This window comes from Mesorhizobium sp. M7A.F.Ca.US.006.04.2.1 (assembly GCF_004022915.1).
Taxonomy (GTDB): domain Bacteria; phylum Pseudomonadota; class Alphaproteobacteria; order Rhizobiales; family Rhizobiaceae; genus Mesorhizobium; species Mesorhizobium ciceri.
This window is the reverse complement of record NZ_RZQA01001540.1, coordinates 1-640: the sequence shown is the minus strand read 5'-3', so window position 1 is coordinate 640 and position 640 is coordinate 1. Positions and strand designations below refer to the sequence as shown.

Sequence of the window (640 nt, the reverse complement as noted above, 5' to 3'; positions counted from 1 at the left end):
GGATCAGAAAGAGTACGGTCGGCCATCTTGGCCACCACCTTCATGTCTCTGGCGCCCATTTTGACGGTTGCCAAGCCGTCTCCGCCGTCGACGGGCATCACCTCTTCAAGGTCATCGATCCGATCCCACTCTTCGCCGGAATTCCATGGACCATTGGTATCGCCGTCACCTTGAGAGGTGTTGACGTACATGCTGGCGTACCTCTCGATGCCCGGGAGCTTGCCTGACGGGAAATTGTTTTCGATGGCGTAGAGTGCTTTCTCAAACGACTTTTGATGAGCGATCTCGCGTGTCATCAGGAAGCCGAGCGCGTCCTTGATGCCCGGATCATCGGTGATGTTGATGAGGCGTTCGTAAACGATCTTGGCGCGCGCTTCAGCGGCGATGTTCGACCGCAAATCCACGGTAGGTTCACCGCGTGAGTCGACATAGGCCGCGGTCCAGGGAACGCCGGCTGAGTCGCACAGCGCGGGAGCACCGCCAAACAGGATGGATTCCTTGGCTGTCGTACCGCTGGCGCCGATCATCATATAAAGGTCCGCTTCTTTCATCTGGCCTTCGGCAAGTTGTGCCTTGAGCCCCTTGTTCAGCATGGTGACGATCGATCCCACCACCTCAAGGTGGCTGAGTTCTTCAGTGG

1 protein-coding gene is annotated in these 640 nt (G+C 57.5%); it reads right to left on the bottom strand.

The window, feature by feature from the left end; translation table 11 throughout:
* Positions 1-640 (bottom strand): manganese catalase family protein (locus tag EN925_RS38615; RefSeq protein ID WP_164894821.1); only part of this gene is annotated, 640 nt, incomplete at both ends.